General features: G+C 74.5%; 1 protein-coding gene. It reads left to right on the top strand.

What is annotated here, in order from left to right:
• Window positions 1–7: 7 nt before the first annotated feature.
• The coding region (locus D7V93_RS43440) for a metallophosphoesterase (protein WP_244237862.1) at window positions 8–1,005 on the top strand (998 nt) is incomplete at its 3' end.

Raw genomic sequence — 1,005 nt, 5'->3', positions numbered from 1 at the left:
CGTCTACATCGGCCTGCGCCTCTTCACCTCCCCCGGCTGGCCCGCGCCCTGGGCCTGGGTGGGCTGGGGCCTGCTGGGCCTCTGCTTCGTCGTCCTGCTGTCGGGGTTCCGCGCGGCACGCCGGGAGCCTGGCGGCTTCTTCTCCCGCGCCATCCAGTGGGGCGCCTACGTGTGGCTGGGCGCCTTCGGCATCTTCCTGACCGCGGTGCTGGCCTCGGACGCCATCGCCGGGGTGCTGTCGCTGTCCGGGGTCGTGACGGACGCGCACGCGCTCGCGCAGGGCCGCGCGGCGGCGGTGCTGGGGACGGTGCTGCCCGCGGTGGCGTTCGCCTTCGTCACCGCGCGCGGCCGCGCCCGGGTGGAGCGCACCACCGTGGCGCTGAAGGACCTGGGCCCGGGGCTGGACGGCCTCCGCGTGGTGCAGCTCTCCGACGTCCACGTGGGCCCCACGCTGGACGGCGTGTGGCTGCAGCGCGTGGTGGATCAGGTGAACGCGCTCAAGCCGGACCTCATCGCCGTGACGGGCGACCTGGTGGACGGCTCCGTGGAGCAACTGCGCGACCAGGTGGCGCCGCTCTCGGGCCTCAAGGCCCCGCTGGGCGTCTACTACGTCACCGGAAACCACGAGTTCTACCACGGCGCCCGCGCCTGGATGGCCGAGGTCGCCCGGCTGGGCCTCACCGTCCTCCAGAACGAGCACCGCGTCGTGGAGCGCGGCGGCGCGCGGCTCGTCGTGGCCGGCGTCAGCGACTTCAACGCGGAGCAGATCGACCCGCCGCTCGCCAGCCGCCCCGACCTGGCGCTCGCCGGCGCCCCACCCGACGTGCCCCGCCTGCTGCTGGCCCACCAGCCGCGCACCGCGCTGTCCCTGGGCGGCCTGCGCGTGGACCTCCAGCTGTCCGGCCACACCCACGGCGGGCAGATCTTCCCCTTCATGTTCTTCGTGAAGCTCCAGCAGCCCGTCGTGCGCGGACTCGCCACCGTGGCCGGCACCCGCGTCTACAC

Source organism: Corallococcus llansteffanensis, from assembly GCF_003612055.1.
Classification (GTDB): domain Bacteria; phylum Myxococcota; class Myxococcia; order Myxococcales; family Myxococcaceae; genus Corallococcus; species Corallococcus llansteffanensis.
This window is presented reverse-complemented; position numbering and strand designations above follow the sequence as displayed.